Origin of the sequence: Neorhizobium sp. T25_13 (assembly GCF_002968675.1) — a bacterium.
Taxonomy (GTDB): Bacteria; Pseudomonadota; Alphaproteobacteria; order Rhizobiales; family Rhizobiaceae; genus Neorhizobium; species Neorhizobium tomejilense.
This window is the reverse complement of the sequence record NZ_PVBI01000003.1, coordinates 79971-95815: the sequence shown is the minus strand read 5'-3', so window position 1 is coordinate 95815 and position 15845 is coordinate 79971. Positions and strand designations below refer to the sequence as shown.

The 15845-nt window shown below is 61.2% G+C and carries 19 protein-coding genes; 9 read left to right on the top strand and 10 right to left on the bottom strand.

Translation table 11 applies throughout. From position 1 onward, the window contains the following. Positions 1 to 143 precede the first annotated feature (143 nt). Both soxR and C5J22_RS07420 read right to left on the bottom strand, forming a co-directional pair. Positions 144 to 623: a redox-sensitive transcriptional activator SoxR gene (gene soxR / locus C5J22_RS07425; RefSeq protein WP_046639296.1), complete on the bottom strand. Its 480-nt coding sequence runs from the start codon at positions 621 to 623 to the stop codon at positions 144 to 146. Between the two features lie 71 nt (positions 624 to 694). Further along, a complete protein-coding gene (locus C5J22_RS07420; protein ID WP_105437744.1) occupies positions 695 to 1174 on the bottom strand; it encodes a tRNA (cytidine(34)-2'-O)-methyltransferase in 480 nt (159 codons plus the stop codon). A gap of 379 nt (positions 1175 to 1553) precedes the next feature. Between C5J22_RS07420 and C5J22_RS07415 the strand changes: the two genes are divergently transcribed. Beyond that, positions 1554 to 3410 carry an ABC transporter ATP-binding protein gene (locus C5J22_RS07415; RefSeq protein ID WP_105437743.1) on the top strand — a complete coding sequence of 619 codons (1857 nt, stop codon included), beginning with the start codon at positions 1554 to 1556 and terminating at the stop codon, positions 3408 to 3410. A gap of 63 nt (positions 3411 to 3473) precedes the next feature. Here C5J22_RS07415 and C5J22_RS07410 read toward each other — a convergent pair whose 3' ends face one another. Together C5J22_RS07410 and C5J22_RS07405 are read right to left on the bottom strand one after the other, a co-directional pair. Further along, on the bottom strand, positions 3474 to 3752 hold the full coding sequence (locus C5J22_RS07410; RefSeq protein ID WP_105437742.1) for a type II toxin-antitoxin system RelE/ParE family toxin: 279 nt from the start codon (positions 3750 to 3752) through the stop codon (positions 3474 to 3476). After that, positions 3752 to 4012 carry a CopG family ribbon-helix-helix protein gene (locus tag C5J22_RS07405; RefSeq protein ID WP_105437741.1) on the bottom strand — a complete coding sequence of 87 codons (261 nt, stop codon included), beginning with the start codon at positions 4010 to 4012 and terminating at the stop codon, positions 3752 to 3754. Before C5J22_RS07405 ends, C5J22_RS07410 begins: the two co-directional genes overlap by 1 nt. A gap of 153 nt (positions 4013 to 4165) precedes the next feature. Between C5J22_RS07405 and C5J22_RS07400 the strand changes: the two genes are divergently transcribed. Next, positions 4166 to 6028: an ABC transporter ATP-binding protein gene (locus tag C5J22_RS07400; RefSeq protein ID WP_105437740.1), complete on the top strand. Its 1863-nt coding sequence runs from the start codon at positions 4166 to 4168 to the stop codon at positions 6026 to 6028. A gap of 10 nt (positions 6029 to 6038) precedes the next feature. On the opposite strand, the gene C5J22_RS07395 is transcribed toward C5J22_RS07400, so the two are convergent. After that, on the bottom strand, positions 6039 to 6977 hold the full coding sequence (locus C5J22_RS07395; RefSeq protein ID WP_172746558.1) for an endonuclease/exonuclease/phosphatase family protein: 939 nt from the start codon (positions 6975 to 6977) through the stop codon (positions 6039 to 6041). A 392-nt stretch (positions 6978 to 7369) separates the two neighbouring features. Here C5J22_RS07395 and petA point away from each other — a divergent pair, with 392 nt between their 5' ends. The 4 genes from petA (at position 7370) to C5J22_RS07375 (ending at position 10789) form a co-directional block, all read left to right on the top strand. Further along, on the top strand, positions 7370 to 7948 hold the full coding sequence (petA, locus tag C5J22_RS07390; protein WP_046603845.1) for a ubiquinol-cytochrome c reductase iron-sulfur subunit: 579 nt from the start codon (positions 7370 to 7372) through the stop codon (positions 7946 to 7948). 13 nt (positions 7949 to 7961) lie between these two features. Then, positions 7962 to 9233: a cytochrome b N-terminal domain-containing protein gene (locus tag C5J22_RS07385; RefSeq protein WP_105426947.1), complete on the top strand. Its 1272-nt coding sequence runs from the start codon at positions 7962 to 7964 to the stop codon at positions 9231 to 9233. Between the two features lie 27 nt (positions 9234 to 9260). Next, a complete protein-coding gene (locus C5J22_RS07380) occupies positions 9261 to 10136 on the top strand; it encodes a cytochrome c1 (RefSeq protein ID WP_105426948.1) in 876 nt (291 codons plus the stop codon). Positions 10137 to 10249: 113 nt separating this feature from the next. Next, complete coding sequence (locus tag C5J22_RS07375) at positions 10250 to 10789, top strand: adenine phosphoribosyltransferase (RefSeq protein WP_105400505.1); 540 nt, start codon at positions 10250 to 10252, stop codon at positions 10787 to 10789. A gap of 45 nt (positions 10790 to 10834) precedes the next feature. Here C5J22_RS07375 and C5J22_RS07370 read toward each other — a convergent pair whose 3' ends face one another. The 3 genes from C5J22_RS07370 to ychF are packed head-to-tail and all read right to left on the bottom strand — an operon-like array spanning position 10835 to position 12894. Beyond that, the gene (locus C5J22_RS07370; RefSeq protein WP_105400506.1) at positions 10835 to 11302 is read right to left on the bottom strand and encodes a MaoC family dehydratase; all 468 of its coding nucleotides are present in this window, start codon (positions 11300 to 11302) and stop codon (positions 10835 to 10837) included. Then, positions 11299 to 11769 carry a MaoC family dehydratase gene (locus C5J22_RS07365; protein ID WP_105437738.1) on the bottom strand — a complete coding sequence of 157 codons (471 nt, stop codon included), beginning with the start codon at positions 11767 to 11769 and terminating at the stop codon, positions 11299 to 11301. Before C5J22_RS07365 ends, C5J22_RS07370 begins: the two co-directional genes overlap by 4 nt. A gap of 21 nt (positions 11770 to 11790) precedes the next feature. Beyond that, a complete protein-coding gene (ychF, locus tag C5J22_RS07360; RefSeq protein WP_105437737.1) occupies positions 11791 to 12894 on the bottom strand; it encodes a redox-regulated ATPase YchF in 1104 nt (367 codons plus the stop codon). Between the two features lie 130 nt (positions 12895 to 13024). On the opposite strand from ychF, the gene C5J22_RS07355 reads away from it, so the two are divergent. The 3 genes from C5J22_RS07355 to clpS all read left to right on the top strand — a co-directional run bounded on the left by C5J22_RS07355 (position 13025) and on the right by clpS (position 14096). Then, positions 13025 to 13288 (top strand): AbrB/MazE/SpoVT family DNA-binding domain-containing protein, encoded by a 264-nt coding sequence (locus tag C5J22_RS07355; protein WP_371412588.1) that lies wholly within the window; start codon positions 13025 to 13027, stop codon positions 13286 to 13288. Continuing rightward, entirely contained in the window at positions 13285 to 13686 is a 402-nt protein-coding gene (locus C5J22_RS07350) for a type II toxin-antitoxin system VapC family toxin (protein ID WP_245440319.1), read from the top strand. The genes C5J22_RS07355 and C5J22_RS07350 overlap by 4 nt, the downstream gene beginning before the upstream one ends. Positions 13687 to 13787: 101 nt before the next feature. Beyond that, positions 13788 to 14096: an ATP-dependent Clp protease adapter ClpS gene (gene clpS / locus C5J22_RS07345; protein WP_038588323.1), complete on the top strand. Its 309-nt coding sequence runs from the start codon at positions 13788 to 13790 to the stop codon at positions 14094 to 14096. Between the two features lies 1 nt (position 14097). Here clpS and prmB read toward each other — a convergent pair whose 3' ends face one another. Next, a complete protein-coding gene (prmB, locus tag C5J22_RS07340) occupies positions 14098 to 15045 on the bottom strand; it encodes a 50S ribosomal protein L3 N(5)-glutamine methyltransferase (RefSeq protein ID WP_105438105.1) in 948 nt (315 codons plus the stop codon). A gap of 44 nt (positions 15046 to 15089) precedes the next feature. Then, the gene (gene pth, locus C5J22_RS07335) at positions 15090 to 15818 is read right to left on the bottom strand and encodes an aminoacyl-tRNA hydrolase (protein ID WP_105438104.1); all 729 of its coding nucleotides are present in this window, start codon (positions 15816 to 15818) and stop codon (positions 15090 to 15092) included. Between the last annotated feature and the right edge of the window lie 27 nt (positions 15819 to 15845).

Here is a 15845-nt window from a genome sequence, read left to right as displayed (position 1 = left end):
ATCTCCGTTGCGGAAACATATGCGATTTCCGAGATTTGGCCCATGGGCTTCGATCGGTTCGGCAAGCGTTTTTCAAAAGATGCTAAACGGAGACGGAGGCCTCCTGGTACCGACCACGCTCAAGCATAAGCCTATCCGTGCAATCAATCCGCATCCACCTGCTCTTCCGCCTCCAGCAAAATCGGTCCCGCACCCTTTTCGCCAAGCATGTCGAGCGGGTTTCTGAGCGGGCAGTCCTCCATGGACAGGCAGCCGCAGCCGATGCAGCCGGTCAGGTGGTCGCGGAGCGCCGTGAGGCTGGCGATCCGCGCATCGAGCTGGCGTTTCCAGGTTTCCGAAAGGCGCTGCCAGTCCTTCGCCGTCAGCGGCCGGTCGTGGGGTAGGACGGAAAGCGCCTCGGCGATATCGGCAAGCGGTATGCCGGTCTTCTGCGCAACCTTGATGACCGCGACCCGGCGCAGCACGACGCGCGGATAACGGCGCTGGTTGCCGCGGTTGCGGCGGCTCTGGATCAGGCCCTTGGTCTCGTAGAAATGCAGGGTGGACACCGCCACACCGCTGCGTGTCGCGACTTCCCCGACCGTCAGTTCAAGCTCCAGCCGCCCGCCCGGATTTTTCTTCATCATCGCTGTTGACCTCAATATAACTTGAGGTTTTATAGCAGAGGCTTCGTGAAAGAAAACCGGAGCCCGGTTCAATGAAGACGAAAATCGTTCTGCCGCAGCGCCTCGCCGGCGATCATGGCTGCCGACATGGCGACGTTGATGGACCGCTGGCCTTCGACCATGGGGATGAGGATACGGGCATCGGCCGCCTCATGCACATGATCAGGCACGCCGGCGCTTTCGCGGCCGAAGAGCAGGATGTCGTCCGGCCGGTATTCGAAGCGGGTATAGGGCAGGGCGGCCTTGGTGGAGGCAAGCACAACGCGCCGGCCGTTCGCCTTGCGCCATTCGTCGAAGCGCTGCCAGTTGACGTGGCGGGCAAGCGTGACGCCCGCCAGATAGTCCATGCCGGAGCGCTTCAGGTTCCGGTCGGAAATGTCGAAGCCGGCCGGCTCGATGATATCGACCGACAGGCCGAGGCAGGCGGCGAGCCGGAGGATCGTGCCGGTATTGCCGGGAATATCCGGCTGGTAAAGGGCGATGCGGAGCCCGCGGGATATGTCACTCATACACCGTCCTTACGGGAAACCGAGGCTGCGGCTCAAGCCCTTTCGATGCGCGGCATGGCTGTGACGATCGGGCAACAGAAAAGCTCAGGGTGGCGGGATACGGCGATTTTCCCTTTTCAATTTGTACCCGAGAGGGTAGAAGACTTGCGTCACTCAACGCCCACTCAAGGAGGCCTACATGGATATGACCGTGCTTTCGCGCCTCCGCCGCCAGATTACTCGCTTTCTGGCCTAGGCGTTCGCGGTTTCTCGCAAACTCTTCCCTTCCTGACTCGTTACGTGGCCGACATCCGGCCTCGATATCCTAGGTTTTCGCCGCCCGATTCTGGCCACCTTGCGTGCCGAGCCGGTACGGCAATCCGATTTACGGAGCTTTTTCATGTTCTCGTGGTTCGAACGGCGCGTTGATCCCTATCCGGACGAAGCGCCCTCACTACCGCCCGCCGGCCTTGCGGCCTTCCTGTGGCACTATACCAAGCCGGTCTGGCCGTGGGTCGTCATCATGTCGACCTGTACGATGCTGATTGCGGTCGGCGAAGTGGCGCTGTTCCAGTTCCTCGGCGATATCGTCGACTGGCTGACCAATGCCGATCGGGCGACCTTCCTTGAAAGCGAAGGGCCGAAACTGTTCTTCATGGCCTTCGTGGTGCTGATCGCATTGCCGGCGATCGCGACCCTCAATTCGCTGATCATGCATCAGATCCTGATGGGCAATTTCCCGATGATCGCCCGCTGGCAGATGCACCGGTTCCTGCTCCGGCACTCGATGACGTTCTTCGCCAACGAGTTCGCCGGCCGCGTCTCGACCAAGGTGATGCAGACCTCGCTCGCCATCCGCGAAACGGTGATGAAGGTGCTCGACGTATTCGTCTACGTCTTCACCTATTTCGTCTCGATGATCGCCATCGTCGCGGCGGCCGACCTGCGCCTTGCGGTGCCGCTCGTCCTCTGGATCGTCTTCTACTCGATCACGGTCGCCTATTACGTGCCGCGTCTGAGGAAGATCTCGGCGGAACAGGCGGATGCGCGCTCGATGATGACCGGCCGCGTGGTGGACAGCTATACGAACATCGCGACCGTCAAGCTCTTCTCGCATGCCGGCAGGGAAGAGGCCTATGCGCAGGACGCGATGGACGTCTTCCTGAAAACCGTACATGCGCAGATGCGCAAGGTGACGGGTTTCCAGGCGCTGGTCTATTTCTACAACTGTGCCGCCCTCTTTACCGTCGGCACGTTGTCGATCTGGTTCTGGCTGGACAGCGCCATCTCGATCGGGGCGATCGCGATCGCCATCGGCCTTGCGATGCGCATCAACGGCATGTCGCAATGGGTGATGTGGGAAGTGTCGGCGCTCTTCGAAAACATCGGCACCGTCTATGACGGCATGTCGATGATGACCAAGGCGCATGACGTGGTGGACCAGAAGGGCGCTTCGACGCTCACCGTGAAAAAGGGCCACATCCGCTACGACAACGTCCACTTCCACTATGGCAAGGGCAAGGGCGTCATCGAAGGCATGACGCTCGATATCCCGGCCGGACAGAAGGTCGGTCTGGTCGGCCGCTCCGGTGCCGGCAAGACGACGCTGATGAACCTGCTCCTGCGCTTCTACGATCTGGAGGGCGGCCGCATCACCATCGACGGCCAGGACATATCGACGGTGACGCAGGACAGCCTGCGTTCGCTGATCGGCGTGGTCACCCAGGATACCTCGCTGCTGCACCGTTCGATCCGCGACAACATCGCCTACGGCAAGCCGGATGCGACCGACGCGGACATCATCGAAGCGGCAAAGCGGGCAAACGCCTGGGAGTTCATCGACGGACTTGCCGACATGCAGGGACGCAAGGGTCTCGATGCGCATGTGGGCGAACGCGGCGTGAAGCTTTCCGGCGGGCAGCGGCAGCGCATCGCGATCGCCCGCGTCTTCCTGAAGGACGCGCCGATCCTGGTGCTCGACGAGGCGACTTCGGCACTCGACTCGGAAGTCGAAGCGGCGATCCAGGAGAACCTGTTCGCGCTGATGGAAGGCAAGACGGTGATCGCGATTGCCCACCGGCTGTCGACGCTGACCGAAATGGACCGGCTGATCGTGCTCGATCGCGGCCGGATCATCGAGGCAGGCACGCATCGCGAGCTGGTCGCGACCGGCGGCATCTATGCCGACCTCTGGAACCGCCAGTCCGGCGGCTTCATCGGCCATGAGGACGTGATCGAGGAAGAGGCGGCGGAGTAAGCTCCGCCGCCATCCCTTTCTCTGGCTCTAAGGTCGGTATTCCAGGGCATGCTTCCGCAGAATTCAAAATCGGTTTTCGCGGGTGTGCCAGATACGGAGAAGAAAAATCATCTCGCCCTGTATCTCGTATCGCAACTCGTAGTCACCAATCAAAAGTCGTCGGATTTCACGCGGCGCGAACTCATCCAGCCTTTCACCAAGGCGCGGATGCTGGATGAGTTTTTTGGGTGCTGCAGCCAGGTTTTGAGCCGTACGCGTCGCCGCGGGTGCATTCACCGCGGCCAGAAAATCATGAAGGCGGCCGAGATCGGACACCGCTTTTGACGACCACTTCAGGTCCATTACAACGGACGGGGCAGGGGCTTGTCAGCGCCTAAGCTGGCAACCCACTTTTCGACCTCCTCCTGATCGACCACGTTTCCCGCATCGACGTCCGCCATTGCCTCCAGCGTCAGCCGCCGCCGCTCCTCTTCCAGCTCGATCCAGTCGGCGAGTGCCTGCTTGACGATCCAGCCCCTTGAACGTTCCAGGCGGGTCGCCAGTTCGTCCACTTTCTCAGCCAGCTGAACCGGCACATGTGCAGTCAGAACACGGGTTTCCATGGGAACTCCTTTGGGGCAATCATAATGATTGATATTGATTATGTCCAATGGGCGCGAAGGTCCGCCCGGCAGGGCTTCCACATTAAGAAAATGTAAGCCGCGGCCCGGCCGCTTTTGCTTTGCCGGGCTTGAGAATCCGCCTATATCGGGTCCATGTTGAAATCGGTCTTCCGCACCTTCGAGAGCTTTATCAAGCCGTTTGCGAGGCGGGACGACCTGAAGCCACCCGTCGGCCTTGTCGGCTTCATCTGGTTCTATGTCCGCCAGGCAAAGCTTCCCTTCTTCGCCATGCTGGTGCTCGGCGGGCTTGCCGCCGGCGTCGAGGCGGCGATGTTCTGGTATGTCGGCCGGCTGGTTGATATCCTCGACACGACCCAACCTTCCGAGGGATGGTCGGGGCTGCTTTCCGACCATGGGACCGAACTGGTCGTCATGGCGCTGGTGGTCGGCATCGGCCGCTTCCTGATCGGGCTGATGACGGCGCTGGTCGACCAGCAGATCATCACGCCCGGTTTCTACAACCTGGTGCGCTGGCAGTCGTATATCCACGTATCGCGCCAGTCGCTCTCCTTCTTCCAGAACGATTTCTCCGGCCGTATCGTCACGAAAGTCTGGTCGGCCGGCCAGGCGACCGGCGACGTTCTGACCTCCTTCATGGAAAGCGTCTGGTTCGTCGGCATCTATTCCGTCTCGACCATCGCGCTGGTCGCCGGGCTCGACTGGCGGCTGGCGGTGGTCGTCGTCGCATGGCTTTCGATCTTCGCGGTGCTCGCCAGGTATTACGTGCCGCGCATTCGCGAACACTCCAAGGCCTCGGCCGAGGCCGGATCGATGATCAGCGGCCGCATGGTGGACGCCTATTCGAACATTCAGACGCTTCGGCTGTTCGGCCGCGACGAAGCGAACGACCGCTACATGCTCTCCGGTTTCGAGAGCTTTCAGGACACGATCATCGCCTTCACTAGGCTGCTGACCAGCGTGCGCGCCTCCATGGCCTTCCTCTCCGGCACGATGATCGTCACCATGGCGGCAATGAGCGTGCATCTGTGGCTCTCCGGTCTGATCTCATCCGGCGCGGTCGCCTTCACCATGGCGCTGATGCTGCGGCTGAATTTCCTGCTCGGCCGGCTGATGACGCAGCTCAACGGCATCATGCGCAATATCGGCACCATCCAGAATTCGGCCGAACTGATCTCGCAACCGATCGGACTGGTGGATGCGCCTGACGCAACGCAGCTGGTGGTAAAACGCCCGGAAATCCGTTTCGAGAATGTCAGCTTCCATTATGGCAAGGCGAAGGGCGTCATCGACAATCTGTCGCTCACCATCCGGCCGGGCGAGAAGCTTGGCATCGTCGGGCGTTCCGGCGCCGGCAAGTCGACCCTCGTCAACCTGCTCCTGCGGTTCTACGATCTCGAAGGCGGCCGCATCCTGATCGACGGGCAGGATATCGCCAGGGCGACGCAGGAATCGCTGCGCGCCCAGATCGGCATGGTGACGCAGGACACCTCGCTGCTGCACCGCTCGATCCGCGACAATATCCTGTTCGGCCGGCCGGATGCGACGGAGGCGCAGCTTATCGAGGCGGCGCGCAAGGCTGAAGCCGACACGTTCATCGCGGCTCTTGAGGACCAGCGCGGCCGCAAGGGTTTCGACGCGCATGTGGGCGAACGCGGCGTCAAGCTTTCCGGCGGCCAGCGCCAGCGGGTGGCGATCGCCCGCGTGATGATCAAGGATGCGCCGATCCTGGTGCTCGACGAGGCCACCTCGGCACTCGACTCGGAGGTCGAAGCGGCGATCCAGTCGAACCTGAAGCGGCTGATGCAGGGCAAGACCGTGCTCGCCATCGCGCACCGGCTCTCGACGATCGCAGCGCTCGACCGCCTGATCGTCATGGACAAGGGCCGGATCATCGAGGACGGCACACATAACGAACTGATTGCGCGGGGAGGGCTCTATTCGGAGCTCTGGGCAAGGCAGTCCGGCGGGTTCCTCGCCGCGGACGCCGCCCAGTAGCGTCGCCGGCTCATTGTCCGGTAATTGCGATCTCGGCGATCAGCCCGAAGTGGTTCGATCCGTGCGCCTGGGGAATGCGGGTCAGCGACTTTATCTTGAGCGGCGCCCGCGCATAGACATGGTCGATCGGGACGCCGAACGCACCCGCCCGGATCGGCCAGGTGGCGGGCTCGAAGCCGGCAGTGGCCAGCTCGGCATTGCGGAGGAACCGACGCATGTTCGGCGCCAGGCTCGAGGCGTTGAAATCGCCCGACAGCAGCAGGGGCCCGCTCGTCTCGCTGATCGCGAGAGCGGCGCGGGTCAGTTCCACGGAGTGGAAATTGTCGAAATACGGCTTGGTCGTATGCATGCCGACGAAATGGATCGTTTGGCCGCGGACGGTCACCTTGGCGAGGATGAAGCGATCCGGAAAGATCTCGCTGAGCGATTGTACCGTCGGCCCTTCGATCGGCACCTTCGATAGCATGAGCTGGTCGCAATCCTCGATCAGCAGGCCGCAGCCCACCCGGTAGGGATAGGTTTTCGCCAGCTCGCCCATATAGACCCTGAGCGGGGCGGCTTCCATGATGTTGACCAGGTCGGCGCCGGACGACCGGATCGTTTCGACGATGTCTTCCGCATTGGCGAAATTGTCGTTGAGGATGTTGAAGGACATCAGCTTGATGGTCGGTGCATTCACCTCTGCCGGTGTCATCGGCGCGGCGAAGTCGCGGCTCATCAGCACCGCGTGACCGACAAAGAGGAGCGTGGCGGCGAACAGCAGCCAGACCAGGAAGTGGCGCTTGACGAGAAGGGCTACGACCATGGCCGCGACGCAGCCGAGTGCCGCGTGCAGCTGCAGGCTGTAAAGCGTTCCCAAAAGCCAGTGGGGGTGTACGTAACGCGTCCCGATCGCCATCAGAACAAGCGACACGATGACGCAGATGGCAACCGATAGTGTTTGTCTCATTCGGGTATGTCCGGGACGGCCGCCTTCTGTCGTGGGCTTGGCCTAACATGAGGCCCGATTTGTTGCAATGCGGTGCCCGGCAGGGGAGTTAACGGGAAGTGCGCCATCCCCGCTGTTTCGCTTGAAAAACGCCTGATTTTTCCAGGCCCAACAGGCCAGTGCAGGCCTTGTTTCTCAGGCCTGTGCTCTGCCTGTCACGCTGGTCCGGAACCCTCCGGGTTTTCCGGCGACAAACTGGTCGGCACCCCTTGCCAAGGCTGGACATATTTTGCGATCAAGCATAGAACGCGCCGGATTGCTGGGGAATCTATGGTCGAATTGTGTTCAACTGAGATTCGCCCGGACGGGGGCAGAGCGGTTTCCGCGAATTGCGTGAGAAGGATGATTGAGCCGTGAGCGAGCACGACACACATAGCGAAACACTGGGCGAGCCCACTCGCCGTGATTTCCTTTATCTGACCACCGGCATGGCCGGCGCAGTCGGCGCTGTATCGGTTGCGTGGCCTTTCATCGATCAGATGCGCCCGGACGCCTCGACGCTGGCACTCGCGTCCATCGAAGTGAATGTCGGCGCTCTCCAGCCGGGCATGTCGCTGACCGTCAAGTGGCGCGGCAAGCCTGTCTTCATTCGCAACCGCACGCCGAAGGAAGTGGAAGAGGCGAATGCCGTGGCGCTGGCGGATCTCAAGGATCCCGTCGCCCGCAACGCCAATCTGCCGGCCGACGCGCAGGCAAGCGATATCGATCGTTCCGCCGGCCAGGGCAAGGAGAACTGGATCGTGATGATCGGTTCCTGCACCCATCTCGGCTGCGTTCCGCTCGGCCAGTCCGGCGATTTCGGCGGATGGTTCTGTCCGTGCCACGGCTCTCACTACGATACGGCCGGCCGTATCCGTAAGGGCCCGGCGCCGCAGAACCTCGCCATTCCGAATTTTGCATTTGCGTCCGACACAGTGATCAGGATCGGGTGAGGGGATAATATCTATGAGCGGTCATTCCACATACCAGCCATCGACCGGCATCGAAAAGTGGATCGATTCGCGGCTTCCGCTGCCGCGCATGATCCATGACAGCTTCATTTCCTACCCCGTTCCCCGCAATCTGAACTATGCCTACACGTTCGGCGCCATGCTGTCCGTCATGCTGATCGTGCAGATCATCACCGGCGTGGTGCTCGCCATGCATTATACCGCTTCGACCGGCATCGCCTTCGACTCGGTCGAAAAGATCATGCGCGACGTGAACCATGGCTGGCTGCTGCGCTACATGCATGCCAACGGCGCCTCGTTCTTCTTCGTCGCCGTTTATCTGCATATCGCCCGTGGCCTCTATTACGGCTCCTACAAGGCACCCCGCGAAATCCTCTGGATCCTCGGCGTGGTGATCTACCTCCTGATGATGGCGACCGGCTTCATGGGCTACGTTCTGCCCTGGGGTCAGATGTCCTTCTGGGGCGCGACCGTCATCACCGGCTTCTTCTCGGCCTTCCCGCTGGTCGGCGAATGGATCCAGCAGTTCCTGCTCGGCGGCTTTGCCGTCGACCAGCCGACGCTGAACCGCTTCTTCTCGCTGCACTACCTGCTGCCCTTCATGATCGCCGGCGTCGTCGTCCTGCACATCTGGGCCCTGCACGTCACCGGCCAGACCAACCCGACCGGCGTCGAGGTGAAGACCAAGACCGACACCGTCGCCTTCACGCCCTATGCGACGATGAAGGATGCGCTCGGCGTCTCCGTCTTCCTGATCGTCTATGCCTGGTTCATCTTCTACATGCCGAACTACCTCGGCCACCCGGACAACTACATCCCGGCCGACGCCTTGAAGACCCCCGCTCACATCGTTCCGGAATGGTACTACCTGCCGTTCTACGCCATGCTGCGCGCGATCACCTTCAACGTCCTCTTCATCGACTCCAAGCTTGGCGGCGTTCTGGTGATGTTCGGTTCTATCCTCATCCTGTTCTTCCTGCCCTGGCTCGACACGTCGAAGGTCCGCTCCGCCGTCTACCGTCCCTGGTACAAGCTGTTCTTCTGGCTGTTCGTCGCCAATGCGATCATGCTCGGCTGGCTCGGTTCCCAGCCTGCGGAAGGCATCTTCACCGCGCTGTCGCAGATCGGCACGCTCTATTACTTCGGCTTCTTCCTGGTGATCATGCCGCTTCTCGGCCTGTTCGAAACGCCGAGGCGCATTCCAAACTCCATCACGGAAGCAGTTCTTGAGAAAAAGAACGGCAAATCCGCCGAAGCCCGCGCCTGACGCCTGCGACCGAGAGGGATTAGAATTATGAACAAGCTTGTTACAAGCCTCGTCTCGCTGGCCTTCCTGGCGGGAATGGGCGTTGCCTCGGCCGTTGCGCAGGAAAATCACGCTGCGGCCCCGGCCGCGGAACATGCGGAAACGCCGCATTTTCCGATCCACCATCCCAAGGAAACCGACTGGAGCTTCGCGGGTCCGTTCGGCCATTACGACAAGGGCCAGCTCCAGCGTGGCCTGAAGGTCTATACGGAAGTCTGTTCCGCCTGCCATTCGATGCGTCTGGTCTCTTTCCGCACCCTGGAGGACCTCGGTTATTCGGAAGCCCAGGTGAAGGCTTTTGCCGCCAACTACAAGGTTCAGGACGGCCCAAACGACGAAGGCGAAATGTTCGAACGCACCGCCGTTCCGTCCGACCAGTTCCCGTCGCCCTTCCCGAACACCCAGGCTGCCGCTGCCGCCAACAACGGCGCAGCACCGCCGGACATGTCGCTGATCGCCAAGGCCCGCGGCGTGACCCGCGGCTTCCCGCAGTTCGTCATCGACATATTCACTCAGTACCAGGAAGGCGGACCGGATTACATCCATTCGCTGCTGACTGGCTACGAGCAGCCGCCGGCTGGCGTTGAGGTTGCTCCGGGCACCCATTACAATCCGTATTTCGCTGGCGCCGCCGCGCTCGCCATGGCTCCGCCGCTCAGCGCCGACCAGGTGACCTATGACGACGGCGCGCCGCAGACGGTCGATCAGTATGCCAAGGATGTCTCGGCCTTCCTGATGTGGGCTGCCGAGCCTCATCTCGAAGATCGCAAGCGCACCGGTTTCATGGTGATGATCTTCCTGGTGATCTTCACAGGCCTGATCTACCTGACCAAGAAGTCGGTCTATGCCAGCAAGGAACACTGAGGTTTTACCTCATGATTGCGAAAAGGCGGCCTGCGGGTCGCCTTTTTTGTTGGGAGGGGAGCCATCAGTTGCTAGGCTCGGTCTCCCTTCCTGCCGCCAAATATGTGGATCACATGTCTTCCAAAAACGCTCTCTCCGCCGCCATCCGTTCCATCCCGGATTATCCGAAACCGGGCATCATCTTCCGCGACATCACCACGCTGCTCGGCGACGCCGTTGCCTTCAGGCAGGCGGTGGATGAGCTGGTGGCGCCCTATGCGGGCCTGGGCGTCGACAAGATCGCCGGCATCGAGGCACGCGGCTTCATTCTCGGCGGCGCGCTGGCGCACCAGCTGAGGGCCGGTTTCGTGCCGATCCGCAAGAAGGGCAAGCTGCCACACCAGACCGTGCGAATGGCCTACAGTCTCGAATACGGCACCGACGAGATGGAGATCCATGTGGATGCGGTGAAGGCCGGCGAGAAGGTGATCCTCACCGACGACCTGATTGCGACAGGCGGCACCGCGGAAGGTGCGGTAAAGCTGCTGCGTCAGCTTGGCGCCGAGATCGTCTCGGCCTGCTTCGTCATCGACCTGCCGGATCTCGGCGGCCGCAGGAAGCTCGAAGCGCTCGGCGTGGAAGTCAGAACGCTGGTTGAATTTTCAGGTCATTGAAGTCCCGGCCACGAAGGCGGGCCGGGCGAGGGGGGCACGGGAGCTTCAAGCGAACTCCAGCACGGTGCCTTCGTAGCGCATCACCACCTCGCCATGCTGGTTCACGCCGTCACAGACGGTCATGTTGATCCAGGTGCCGGGACGCGAGACGAGCGAGCGGCTCTCGGTCAGCGCGACGGAATAGGTGACGCTGTCGCCGGCATAGACCGGTTTCAGCCATTGCAGCTTCCTGAAGCCGGCCGAAGGCCCGAGCTTCGGGGCCGTGATGCCCTCGCTTTCGAGCCGCGCCACCTCGGTTTTCCAGTAGGCGATATAGGTCTTCATCCAGCCGGCGCAGGTGTGCCAGCCGGAGGCGCAGAGAGCGCCGAAAACGTAGTTCTTCGCCGCTTCGGCATCCACATGGAAGGGCTGGGGGTCGAATTTCTTCGCGTAGCGGACGATGTCCTCGGCGGTGAAGAGAAGCGTGCCGGTGATGACTTTCTGGCCGGGTGGAGAAAGCTCGATCAGCCTCATGCAGCGTCCTCCCAGGCGTCGCGCAGCCGCATCATGATCGGATTCTCGCCGCGCATGACGATCTCGCCGCGCTGGTTCTCCACTTCGTGCAGGAACTTGACGATGCCGATGCCGGGGCGTGAGCGAAGCGAGCGGGATTCGAGCACGGTCGAGCGGCCGGACAACGTGTCGCCGGCCAGAACCGGTTTCTTCCATTCCATGAACTCGATGCCCGGCGATCCCTCCGACGAGGAACTGGACAGCCAGCCATCGAACATCATGCGCATGAACATGCTCGCCGTATGCCAGCCTGAAGCCGAAAGGCCGCCGAGGATGCTCGCCCTGCCGGCCGCCTCGTCGAGATGCATCGGCTGCGGATCGAACTCGGCAGCGAATTCGACCATCTCGTCCGCCGTCACCAGCTTGGATGCGAGCGGGAAAACCCGCCCCACCGAAAAGTCCTCGAAATAATACGCGGCTTCCGTCATGTGGCCCTCCCGCCCACGGTCTCAGGTGTTGAAGCGGAAGTGGATCACGTCGCCGTCCTGGACGACATATTCCTTGCCTTCGTCGCGGCCCTTGCCGGCTTCCTTGGCGCCGACTTCGCCCTTGAAGGCGATGTAGTCGTCAAAGGCGATGGTGAAGGCGCGGATGAAACCGCGCTCGAAGTCTGTATGGATGACGCCTGCGGCGGCAGGGGCCTTGGTGCCGCGCACGATCGTCCAGGCGCGGGTCTCCTTGGGGCCGACGGTGAAATAGGTGATCAGGTCGAGCAGGTGGTAACCGGCGCGGATCAGCCGGTCGAGGCCGGCTTCCTCAAGCCCGAGGGCCGACAGGAACTCCTTGGACTCTTCCTCCGGAAGCTGGGCCACTTCGGATTCGATCGCGGCCGAGATGACCACGCATTCGGCGCCCTGTTCCTTGGCCATGGCGGCAACGGCTTTTGTGTGCTCGTTGCCGGTCGAGGCATCCGCTTCCGCGACGTTGCAGACATAGAGGACCGGGTGTGAAGTCAGAAGGTTGAGACCCTTCAGGATCTCGATCTCTTCGGGCGCCAGCGTCTTCAAAAGCAGGCGTGCCGGCTTGCCGTCGTTCAGGAGCTTGATAACCGCATCCATGACCGGCAGCTGAGCAACGGAATCTTTGTCCTTGCTGGCGGCGCGCTTGCGGGTCTGCTCGACGCGGCGCTCCAGGCTCTCGAGGTCGGCGAGCATCAGCTCGGTCTCGATCGTGTCGGCGTCGCCGACAGGATTGATGCGTCCCTCGACATGGGTGATGTCGTCGTCCTCGAAGCAGCGCAGAACGTGCACCACTGCATCCACTTCGCGGATATTGGCGAGGAACTTGTTGCCGAGGCCTTCACCCTTGGATGCGCCACGCACGAGGCCGGCGATATCGACGAAGGAAATGCGGGTCGGGATGATCTCCTTGGAGCCGGCGACCGCCGCCAGCTTCTGCATGCGCGGATCGGGAACCGCCACTTCGCCGGTGTTCGGCTCGATCGTGCAGAAAGGATAGTTGGCCGCCTGGGCGGCAGCCGTCTTGGTGAGCGCATTGAAGAGAGTAGACTTGCCGACATTCGGCAGGCCCACGATACCGCATTTGAAACCCATGGGTCCGGACCCTGTATTGGAAGAAATTTCGTTGCTGTGGCTATGGGGGAAAGTGCTCGGGCGGTCAAGGCTCTGCTGTCAGGCGATCTTGCGCGTAAGGCATATTTGCCTTACTTTAAGTCGATGGAGAATGGCCATGGTTAGATTGAAAGTCACAGCGAAAGGACAGGTTACCTTGAAAAAGGAAGTTCTTGATCATCTTGGCATCAAGCCCGGCGATGAGATCGATGTCGATCTCCAACCGAAGCGGCAGGCCATGATCCATCCGATTGCCGGCAAACTCCCGATCGAAAGCGTCTTCGGAATGTTCAAGAATACGACCGGCAAAAGCTATTCGATCGACGAGATCAACGAGGCGATTGCGGCAAGCTACGCCGGTGAGGCCGAGCAATGAGCCTGATCGTCGATACCAACATCCTTTTAAGGGCAATGATCTTCGACCATGAAGTCGAGAGCCCCAAGGCTCAGGCTCTTTTGGCTTCGAACGAGGTGACCATTTCAAACCAGACCTTATGCGAAATGGTGTGGGTTCTTCGTCGGCTCTACAAAAAAAGCCAGAGCGACCTTGCCGTAGCAATCCGGACGTGGATGAGCGTCAAGACCGTAGCGCTTGATCGTGGGGCGGTCGAAGCCGGTCTCACTTTCCTGGAAGCGGGAGGCGACTTCGCAGATGGTGTAATCGATTTCGAGGGACGTAGGCTCGGCGGCGACACATTCGTTACCTTCGACAAGCGGGCGGCTTCAATCGTGCGTGCACAGGGTCGCGAATGCCTGCTACTCGACGCCGATTGACCCGCACTCCACTCCGATCAGCTGCTTGAAAAATTCCGGTTGCGGTGCGATATAAGCCGAAATGCCTAGTGTCGGACGCCGTCATCAGGAGGCGAGACGCCATGAGCGAAGATACCACCCTAAAACCGAAGACGAAAACCAAGACCAAGCTGGAGCGGCCGAAGCTCTACAAGGTTCTGCTCGTCAACGACGATTATACGCCGCGCGAATTCGTGACGATGGTGTTGAAAGCCGTGTTCCGGATGAGCGAGGAAACCGGCTACCGCGTGATGCTGACCGCGCACCGGATGGGGCTGGCGGTCGTCGTCGTCTGTACCAAGGACATCGCCGAGACCAAGGCGAAGGAAGCGGTCGATCTCGCCAAGGAGGCAGGTTTTCCGCTGATGTTCATCACCGAGCCCGAGGAATAGGTTACTTCCTCTTTTTCCCCGCCTTCACGCCGAGCGCTTCGGCGCTGATCCAGAACACTGCGTCCTGCGATTCCGCCGTTTCCAGCCACAGGAAGTCGAGGTCGGGGAATTCCTCTTCGAGGATTTCGCGGCCCGAGCCGATTTCGCAGATCATGCCGCCCTCGGGATTGAGATGCGCCGGGGCTTCCGCCAGCAGCCGGCGGACGAGGTCGAGGCCGTCGACGCCGCCGTCGAAGGCCATGGCCGGTTCGGAGCGGAACTCTTCCGGAAAACCGTCCATCGCCTCGTGGTCTACATAGGGCGGATTGGTGATGATCAGGTCGTATTTTTTGCTTCCGAGCGGCGTGAAGAGGTCGCCGTTCAAAAGCGTGACCTGATCTTCGACGCTATGCTCGGCAACGTTCAGCTTTGCAACTTCGAGTGCATCGGCCGAGAGGTCCACGGCATCGACCGCGGCATTCGGGAAGAATTTTGCGGCGAGGATGGCAAGGCAGCCGGAACCGGTGCAGATGTCGACGGCGCTTTCGACGCCCAGCGGATCGGGCAGAAAGGACGAACCGCTTTCTCCCAGATATTCGCTGAACAGGATTTCGCCGATATGGGAGCGGGGTACGATGACCCGTTCGTCGACCAGGAAGCGGACGCCCTGGATATAGGCGTGGCCGGTCAGGTAGGATGTCGGTTTGCGGCTCGTAACGCGGGCGTCGATCCGCTCGGCCAGCAGCCGCCGTTCGGCCGGCAGCAGGCGTGCGTCGAGAAACGGATCGAGCGCGTCGATCGGCAGGTCGAGGCTGTCGAGGACCAGGAAGGCGGCGTCGTCGCTTGCCGTCGTCGTGCCGTGGCCATAGCTGAGGTTTGCGGCGCTGAACCGGGAGATGGCATAACGCCAGTAGTCGCGAAGGGTGACGAGTTCACCGGTGATGTCATCCATGTTCGAAGTCTTAATCATTTCGCGCTTCTGGTCCTGATTTTTCATTCCTGAGGGCATCGACACTATTCGCCCTTGCCGCCGAACATCTTCTTGAGCATCTCGGCCATTGGGCCTGATGTCGGTAAGTTCGGTTTGCCGCCGCTGCGGGCCTGGTGGATATGCGATTGCCCGGCCGGCTTGGCGACGGGCTTCTTTTCGGGTTTAGGCTTTTCCTCATCTGGCTTGCCGCCGACCGCGAGCGCCAGCTTGTTCATCAGTTGAGAATCCTCGGCCTTCACCAGCATCTCGGCATTGTCGGCGAGCGCGTCGAGAAGAGGGGAGAGCCAGGTCTGGTCGACCTTGGCGAAATCACCGAGCACATGATTGTGCACCAGCTCCTTGGCGCCCGGATGGCCGATGCCAAGGCGAAGCCTGCGGTATTCCCGGCCGCAATGGGCGTCGAGCGACTTCACGCCGTTATGGCCGCCATGGCCGCCTCCGGTCTTGATGCGGGCCTTGGCCGCCGGCAGATCGAGTTCGTCGTAGATGGCGATGATGTTTTCCGGACCCAGCTTGTAGAAACGCATGGCCTCGCCGACCGCTTCGCCGGAGAGGTTCATGAAGGTCTGCGGCTTGATCAGCAGCACCTTTTCGCCGGCAAGCTCGCCTTCCGAGATCAGTGACTTGAACTTCTTCGACCAGGGCGAAAAGCCGGGACGGCGCTGGATCGCGTCCACGGCCATGAAGCCGATATTGTGTCGGTTGCCCGCATATTGGGAACCGGGATTGCCGAGGCCGGCGATGATGAGCATGGAGACGTCCATCCTTGACTGCTGGCT